Here is a 7,748-nt window from a genome sequence, read left to right on the forward strand (position 1 = left end):
CCTGGCTGCTGCGGTCGCTCAGGTGCGCCGCCGGCGCGGGCCGGCGGCCGTTCTCCCCCTCTGTCATGGCACCTGAGAGCTTCACCCGCGCGGCGGGGTTTCCCCTTCGGTGAGCCGCCCTTCCCCGCGCGCGGGGACCGACGCCTGCTTTCCAGAGGTGCCTCGCCCGTGCGGTCCTTTTGCCTGAGAGGTTCCGGGGAGGTTGCCCCTTCGGCGCCCCACGCTGGCGGCGTGGGGTCTCTCCCGCACAGGGTTGACGGCATGTCCTAGGTCGAACCCTACCCAAAGGCGCGTCCGCGACGTCGTTCCGGCCCGCCGGAAGGGGCCGCGCCCCGCGGCGCGGGCGGTCTACCGGCGAGTACCATGTGCTGACTCACCTGGGGCGCGACGGCCCCGGGCCGCACGGGGGCGGGGAGACGAGGCTGCGGGATGGACGCGCGTCCCGGCGGCGGCCCCGCGACTCGACGGCGCGCCGCCGGGTCTGGGACGCTGATCACGATGGCGGATGGTCAGGGCGGCGGTACGGCGTGACACAGACCCACGACGGAGCGGTGCGCCCGGCGCAGGGCGCGGTCGGCGCGCCCGTCGACGAGCCCGCCCAGCCGTACCGGATCCGCCGGCCCTCCGACGCCATCCGGTTCGCGGCGTCCGTGGTGGGGCTGGCGGCGGTGATGCTGCTGGTGTCGATCGCGCAGCAGACCACCCACGGCCTGCAGACCGACATCGCGCAGGGCACCGCGCACGCGCCGCGGCTGCTGCTGACGCTGGCGACGCTGGTGTCCAGCTTCGGGGTGCTGGCCGTGCCGATCGCGTTCGCGATCGAGCGGCTCTTCCACAAGGACGGCGTCCGCGTGGCGATCGCGCTGCTGGCCGCGATGATCGCGTTCGGGATCACGGTGGGCCTGGACGACCTGGTGGTGCGGGCCGCGCCGGGCGGCGTGCTCGACTCGCTGATCTGGGGCGGCACGGAGACCGCGCCGGTGCACACCGACATCGCCCCGGTCATCGCCTTCGTGAGCGCGGTCGGGATGGCGGGCCGCGCCCGCTGGCAGGCCGCGACCTGGACCATGATCGGACTGGCGGCGCTGACGGGGCTGACGGCGTCCTACGCCTCCGTCGCCGCGCTGGCGGCCACCTACCTGCTCGGCCGCGCCATCGGCCACGGCACCCTCTACGCCGTCGGGACGCCGAATCCCCGCCCGTCCGGGACGGCCGTGGTGGCCGCGCTCGAACGGCTCGGGCTGCACCCGCGGCGGGCGGCGCGCCTGGACGGCACGCACGACGCCGACGAGACCCGCCGCTACGGCGTCGCCCTCGCCCCCTCCCCGCAGGGCGGGTACGGCGCCCGGCTCCCGGCGGGCCGGGGGCGGCACGGCGACTGGGACGTGGAGGTCCGCGTCCTGGACCGCGACCAGCAGACCGCCGGGCTGCTCTACCGCGTCTGGCGGCTGCTGCGGCTGCGCGGCGCCACGACGGGGCGGACGCTGCGGTCGCTGCGCCGGTCCCTGGAGCTGGAGTCGCTGGCGGCGTACGCGGTGGACGCCGCGGGCGCCCGGACGCCCCGGCTCGTCGGCACGTGCGAGGTCGGCACCGAGGCGGCGCTGCTGGCCTACGAGCACGTCCCGGGGCGGCGGCTCGGGGACGTCCCCGACGCGGAGATCACCGACGAGCTGCTGGCGGACGTGTGGCGGCAGTTCCGGGCGCTGCAGGCGGGGCGGCTCGCGCACCGGCGGCTGGAGGGCGAGGCGGTCCTGGTCGGCGACGACGGGCTGGCCTACCTGACCGACCTGCGGTTCGGGGAGACGGCGGCCGGCGACCTGGCGCTGCGCCTGGACCTCGCGCAGCTGCTCACGACGCTGGCGCTGCGCGCGGGGCCGGAGCGGGCGGTGGGGACGGCGGCGCCGGTGCTGGGCGAGGAGGCCCTCGGCGGGGCGGTGCCGCTGCTGCAGCGGGTGGCGCTGTCGCGGGCGACCCGCACCGCGCTGCGGCACCACAAGGACCTGCTGACCCGCATCCGGGAGCAGATCGTCCGGCTGAAGCCGGAGACGGAGGCGCCCCCGGCCAAGCTGGAGCGCTTCCGGCCGCGGACCATCGTCAGCATCGTGGCGCTGTCGGTCGCGGCGTACATCGTCATCCCCCAGGTGACGAGCCTGGACATCGGCCGCCTCGCGGCCACGGCGAGCTGGCACTGGGTGGCCGCGGCCCTCGGGGCGGCGGCGCTCACCTACGTCGCCGCAGCGTTCATGCTGATGGGGTTCGTCCCGGAGCGGCTGCCGCTGGGGCGGACGGTCCTGGTGCAGCTGGCGGCGTCGTTCGTGAAGCTGGTCGCGCCGGCGGCCGTGGGCGGCGTCGCCGTCAACACGCGCTACCTGCAGCGCTCGGGCGTCCGGCCCGCCCTCGCCGTCGCGAGCGTGGGCGCGTCCCAGCTCGTGGGGATGGTCACCCACATCCTGCTGCTGGTGCTGTTCGGGTTCCTGACCGGTTCGACGGCGAAGGCGACGCAGGACCTGGCCCCGTCCCGGACGATCGTGCTCGCGGTGCTCGGGCTGGGGCTGCTCGCGGGGCTCGCGCTGACGGTGCCGCGGGTGCGGCGGGTGGTCGCCTCGCGGCTGAGGGCCATGTTCTCGGGCGTGGTGCCGCGCCTGGTGGACGTGCTGCAGTCGCCGAAGAAGCTGTCCACCGGGATGGGCGGCACCCTGCTGCTGACGCTGGCGTTCACGCTGTGCCTGGACGCCTCGATCCGGGCGTTCGGCGGGTCGCTGCCGTGGACGACGGTGGTGCTGGTGTTCCTCACCGCGAACGCGGTGGGTTCGGCGGCGCCGACGCCGGGCGGGCTCGGCGCCGTCGAGGGCGCGCTCACGCTGGCGTTGACGATCTCGGGGCTGACGGCGGAGACGGCCACGTCGGCGGTGCTGCTCTACCGGCTCCTGACGCTGTGGCTGCCGGTCCTGCCGGGGTGGGGGGCGTTCGCCTTCCTGCAGCGCAAAGAGGCGCTCTGAGGGGTCAGCCGGTGCGGCGGGCGCGCCGCCGGTCGGCCAGTTCGTCGTGGTGGTGCCCGGCGGGGTCCTCGTCGCCGGTGGAGGCGCGTTCAGCGGGCAGTTCCGCGAGACTGCCCTCCACCTCCTGCCACACCCGTCCGAGCGCGATGCCGAACACGCCCTGGCCGCCCTGGAGGAGGTCGACGACCTCGTCGGGCGAGGTGCACTCGTAGACGCTGACGCCGTCGCTCATCAGAGTGATCTGGGCGAGGTCCTGGACGCCGCGGTCGCGCAGGTGGGAGACGGCCGTGCGTATCTGCTGCAACGAGACGCCGGTGTCGAGGAGCCGCTTGACGACCTTCAGGACGAGGACGTCGCGGAAGCTGTACAACCGCTGGCTGCCGGACCCCTGGGCCGACCGCACGCTCGGCTCCACCAGCTTCGTGCGGGCCCAGTAGTCGAGCTGCCGGTAGGTGATGCCCGCCGCGGCGCACGCCGTCGGGCCGCGGTAACCGACGTCCTCCGGCGGCGCCGACACCTGGGTGTCGAAGAGCAGGCCCTGCTCTCCGGCACGGCGGGACGCCACGCGCCTGTCGGGGGTCGCCTTGCCCTCGCCGCTGCTCACCGCCACGCGGACCTCCGGCTTCTATCATCCCGTAGCGGTTCGTCAAGGGGGTTTGACGAATAACACCACGGGTGTTCCACCAGCACGGTAGGTGCCGGTCAGGGTGTGGTCAACGTTCACCGTCGGCGCGTCGCATGCCCGGATGAACCGGCTTCACGTGGGCAAACTGCGCACCTTCGTCACCCACGCAGTCCATACCCCGATGGTTCCCCCGCAAAAACCGCCAGGTCCGGCGCAATGGGCGACCATTCGCCCGATCGCATGATCTCGCACTCCAGAGTGACATACGGCACAGCGGCCGCTCGCCCCGGGGTGCCGGAGAGGCCTAACCGGCGCGGCCGAAGTCCTCAGGGGAGATCGTGTCGAGGAACTCGCGGAACTTCTCGACCTCGTCCTCCTGCTCGTCGGGGATGGCGACGCCGGCCTCCTCCAGGACGTCCTCGCTCGCGAAGATCGTGGCGCCCGTGCGCAGCGCGAGGGCGATGGAGTCGGACGGGCGCGCGCTCACCTCGACGCCGTTGGAGAAGACGAGGTCGGCGAAGAAGATCCCCTCGCGCAGCGCGGTGATGTTGACCGTGCGGAGCTGGACGCTCAGCGCGTCCAGCACGTCGCGGAACAGGTCGTGGGTGAGGGGCCGGGCGGGCAGCACCCCCTGCTGGGCGAAGGCGATCGCGGTCGCCTCCACCGCCCCGATCCAGATGGGCAGGTAGCGATCGCCCTCCGTCTCCTTCAACAGGACGATCGGCTGATTGGAGGGCATCTCGACCCGGACGCCGACGACCTCCATCTGCTTCACTGCGGCTCCCTGCTGGTTCTCGCTGTCTCGATCACCACGTGCAGCGGATCGATTCCTGACCGAACCATGTAGCCAACGTACACCCAGGCTCGGACAGCTCGCGGCGCGCGGGGTACGGCAAAATCCTCCACCGGCCGCGTGATCAGTGGTCGAGGCTCTCGCGCAGGCCCGCGCCCACCAGCGCGGCGTGCAGCCGGACCGACAGCGCGGCGATCTCGCGCGCGGTCTCGGCGGCCTCCTCGTGCGCGCCGCGGCTGCGGCGGCGCAGCTGCGGCGCGACCATCTGCTCGATCAGGCCGACCTGCCGGTCGGCGGCGGCCTTGACGGCGCGCAGGTGCCGGACCTCGAAGCCGAAGTCCTCGAGCGCGGCGGCCACGCGCGCGATGTTGAGCGCCTCGCCCTCGTAGTGCGCTCCGATCCGGCGGACGAGGCCGTACTCCTCCAGGCGGACGAGGAGGGCCTCGTCGATCCCGGCCCCGTCCAGGAGCTGGCGGCGGGTGAGCCGCACGGCGGGCTCCGCCGCGGTGGTGTCGGCGGCCACGAGCGTGCGGGGGCGCCGCCGCTCAGGCTCGGCCGGGCCGGCGCGGCGCGCGCCGGGCGGCGGGACGCTCTCACCGCGGTCGCGCGCCTCCAGCTGCTGCCGGATGACGCGCAGCGGCAGGTAGTGGTCGCGCTGCGCGGTGAGGACGTAGCGCAGGCGCTCGACGTCGGCCTCGCCGAACTTGCGGTAGCCGGAGGGGCTGCGCTCCGGCTCGACGAGCCCCTCGGACTCCAGGAAGCGGATCTTGGAGATCGTGATGTCGGGGAACTCCGTCCTGAGCAGCCCGAGGACGTCCCCGATGGTCATCGGGGACCGGGCCGGCTCCGCGCTCAAGGGCCCTCCCATCGTTCGCCGCGACCTCGCCGCGTTCCGTCAGCCGTGGGCCGGGTTGGTGAGGAACACCAACCGGAACTTGCCGATCTGGACCTCGTCGCCGCCCGACAGCCCGGCCTGGTCGATCCGCTGCCGGTTGACGTAGGTGCCGTTGAGGCTGCCGGTGTCGCGGACGGAGAACACGCCGCCCTGCCGGGCGAACTCGGCGTGCCGGCGGGAGACGGTGACGTCGTCCAGGAAGATGTCGCTCTCGGGGTGCCGCCCGGCGGACGTGCGGTCCTTGTCGAGCAGGAAGCGGCTGCCGGCGTTGGGCCCGCGCTTGACGACGAGCAGCGCGGTGCCCGGGGGGAGCGCCTCCATCGCCATCTGGTCGGGCCCGGCCGGCTCCTCGGCGCCGGCGTCGGTGTCCAGCGCCTCGAATCCCCCGATGGAGATCGTGGACGTGGACTCGCCCGGCGACTCCCGGGGAGGCGGCGGCGCCGAACTCCTCAGCGGAGTGCCGCAGTTCGAGCAGAAGCGGGCATCATCCGGGTTGGCGTGACCGCACTGCGTGCAGTAGACGCTCGGCATCGATCGGCTCGGCCTCCTACCATCGGCGTGCCGCCCGCGGGCCGCCCGCCGTAGCGGGGACCGCCTGCGCCACGCGCATCCTTCACCCAACCCACGCCGGGGATCCGCCCCGGCAACGGTCCAGCTTCACCGCCCGCTCACGCGACGGTCGCCGCAACTTACGCGGCTATCACCCGAGGGGTCAACCGGAACGGTGAACCGGCTGCACCAAACTACATTCGACGATGATCGCAGGTCCATGCCGCCGCGCGGACCGCCGCGATCACGACGTCCCGGCACGGTGCCCGGTTTACCGTCCCCCCGTCCCCTCTAGGGAGACCGTACCGCGCCGACGGCCAGCTTCGCGCGCCGGGTGATCAGGACGCGGGCCCCGGCGCCCTCCAGCGTGCGGACGAGGCCTCCCGGGATGTTGAGCGCGGTCGTCATCGTGTGCGGGTCGCCGATGGCCAGGAACCGGTACGGGGCGGTGAGGAGCCTGCCGTCCGCGCGGACGCCGTCGCGGTCGTCCAGGAAGTGGGTGTCGACGCCGACGCGGACGTCGCCGACCTGGATGACCTCGGCGCCCGCGTCGCGGAGTTCCTCCAGGGCGTCCAGAAGGTTCAGGGCCTTCACGCCGTGCCGGGGGTCGTCGATGCGCAGTTCGATGCCGGGGCCCTCGGCGGGGAGCGTGCCCGCCAGCAGGCCGTAGGTGGTCGCCCGCTCGCGCGCCTCCTCCAGAGCCGTTCCGCCCTCGTCGCGCTCCAGGCGGGCCTTCGTCTCCTCCAGGTCCCGCAGGTCGCCCCTCAGCCGTTCGGAGCGCTGGCCCAGATCCGCGAGGATGCCGACGAGCTCGTCCTGCCGCGCGGTGGCGAAAGTGGTGTCGCGCTCGGTCGAGCGCACCTGCGCGGCGACGGCGAACCCCAGCACGAGGCACAGGAGCCCGCCGACGAGCTGCCCGGGGCTGACGCGCGGGCGCAGCAGATCGGCGAGGGCGCGCAGGCCTCCGGGCGCGGGCGGAACCCGTCCGTCCTCGGGAGGCCCCTCGTTCTCCGCGGCCCGCCCGTCCTCCGGTGGCGCCTTCCGCGTGGCCTCGCCGCCGGTCATGCGCCGAACAGCTTCCGCCGGATGGCCGCCGCGTTGGAGAAGATCCGGATGCCGAGGACGACCACGACGCCGGTGGACAGCTGCGAGCCGACGCCGAGCTTGTCCCCGAGGAAGACGATCAGCGCGGCGATGACGGTGTTGCTGACGAAGGAGACCGTGAAGACCTTCTCGTCGAAGATGCCCTCCAGCCGGGCCCGGACGCCGCCGAACATGGCGTCGAGCGCCGCCACGATCGCGATCGGCAGGTAGGGCTGGAGCCAGAGCGGGACGTCCGGCTGGATCAGCAGGCCCAGCGTGACGCCGACCACGAGCCCGATCAGCGCGATCATCTCCGGGTCACCCCTCCCCCGCTCACCGGCCGCCCCCCTCGCCGGGGACGGCGTACCGCAGCCGGACCGCCCCCGCGGCGGGCAGCCGCACCTCGTCCGAGCGGCGCGTGCCGTACCTGATCCCGAACCGGTCGCGCAGCGCCGCGAGCCGCCGGTCCGCGGGCGAGCCGGCGAAGGCGGCCCGCAGCCGCCCGGGGTCGCCGACCGCCGTGACCTCGTAGGGCCCGCCGAGTGGCCGGTAGTCGACCAGGATCGCCTCACCGGCGGCGCGGATCGCGGTGGTCGGGGTGAGCCGCCGGCCGTTGACGCCGATGGCCCGCGCGCCCGCCGCCCACAGCCCGTTCACCAGGACCTGGAGGTCCTGATCATAGACCCGGCCGTCGGCGGCGCCGCCCGGCGCGGCCGACGCGCCGCGCCGGGCGTCGTCCAGGGTGACCACGAGGCCCTCGCCGGCGACGGGCGCGTCGGCCCGCGGGGCGCCCGCCGCGGCCAC

General features: G+C 74.2%; 8 protein-coding genes and 2 riboswitches. Of the genes, 1 reads left to right on the forward strand and 7 read right to left on the reverse strand.

All coding sequences use genetic code 11. The features are described 5' to 3' along the window. Window positions 1-50: 50 nt before the first annotated feature. Window positions 51-161: riboswitch (glycine riboswitch) on the reverse strand. After that, window positions 162-256: riboswitch (glycine riboswitch) on the reverse strand. Window positions 257-527: 271 nt separating this feature from the next. Further along, window positions 528-2,999 carry a lysylphosphatidylglycerol synthase transmembrane domain-containing protein gene (locus ABD944_RS34320; protein WP_345183956.1) on the forward strand — a complete coding sequence of 824 codons (2,472 nt, stop codon included), beginning with the start codon at window positions 528-530 and terminating at the stop codon, window positions 2,997-2,999. Window positions 3,000-3,003: 4 nt separating this feature from the next. Here the strand turns inward: ABD944_RS34320 and ABD944_RS34325 are convergent, their stop codons facing one another. The 7 genes from ABD944_RS34325 to ABD944_RS34355 all read right to left on the reverse strand — a co-directional run. Continuing rightward, entirely contained in the window at window positions 3,004-3,609 is a 606-nt protein-coding gene (locus ABD944_RS34325) for a MerR family transcriptional regulator (RefSeq protein ID WP_345183957.1), read from the reverse strand. Between the two features lie 319 nt (window positions 3,610-3,928). Further along, the gene (locus ABD944_RS34330; protein WP_067886188.1) at window positions 3,929-4,399 is read right to left on the reverse strand and encodes a bifunctional nuclease family protein; all 471 of its coding nucleotides are present in this window, start codon (window positions 4,397-4,399) and stop codon (window positions 3,929-3,931) included. Window positions 4,400-4,541: 142 nt separating this feature from the next. Continuing rightward, entirely contained in the window at window positions 4,542-5,273 is a 732-nt protein-coding gene (gene ftsR / locus ABD944_RS34335) for a transcriptional regulator FtsR (protein WP_345183958.1), read from the reverse strand. Window positions 5,274-5,312: 39 nt separating this feature from the next. Next, window positions 5,313-5,843, reverse strand: a complete 531-nt coding sequence (locus ABD944_RS34340; RefSeq protein WP_089315636.1) for a double zinc ribbon and FHA domain-containing protein — start codon at window positions 5,841-5,843, stop codon at window positions 5,313-5,315. Between the two features lie 309 nt (window positions 5,844-6,152). Then, on the reverse strand, window positions 6,153-6,926 hold the full coding sequence (locus ABD944_RS34345; RefSeq protein WP_345183960.1) for a DUF881 domain-containing protein: 774 nt from the start codon (window positions 6,924-6,926) through the stop codon (window positions 6,153-6,155). Continuing rightward, window positions 6,923-7,255: a small basic family protein gene (locus tag ABD944_RS34350; RefSeq protein ID WP_179848850.1), complete on the reverse strand. Its 333-nt coding sequence runs from the start codon at window positions 7,253-7,255 to the stop codon at window positions 6,923-6,925. Before ABD944_RS34350 ends, ABD944_RS34345 begins: the two co-directional genes overlap by 4 nt. A 22-nt stretch (window positions 7,256-7,277) precedes the next feature. Continuing rightward, the coding region (locus tag ABD944_RS34355) for a DUF881 domain-containing protein (protein ID WP_345183961.1) at window positions 7,278-7,748 on the reverse strand (471 nt) is incomplete at its 5' end.

This window comes from Actinomadura verrucosospora (assembly GCF_039540335.1).
In the GTDB taxonomy this organism is placed as follows: domain Bacteria; phylum Actinomycetota; class Actinomycetes; order Streptosporangiales; family Streptosporangiaceae; genus Spirillospora; species Spirillospora verrucosospora.

Coding starts and splice junctions, on each gene's coding strand:
- ABD944_RS34350 (WP_179848850.1), bottom strand. CDS start 7,255: ATGATCGCGCTGATCGGGCTCGTGGTCGGCGTCACGCTGGGCCTGCTG.
- ABD944_RS34345 (WP_345183960.1), bottom strand. CDS start 6,926: ATGACCGGCGGCGAGGCCACGCGGAAGGCGCCACCGGAGGACGGGCGG.
- ABD944_RS34340 (WP_089315636.1), bottom strand. CDS start 5,843: ATGCCGAGCGTCTACTGCACGCAGTGCGGTCACGCCAACCCGGATGAT.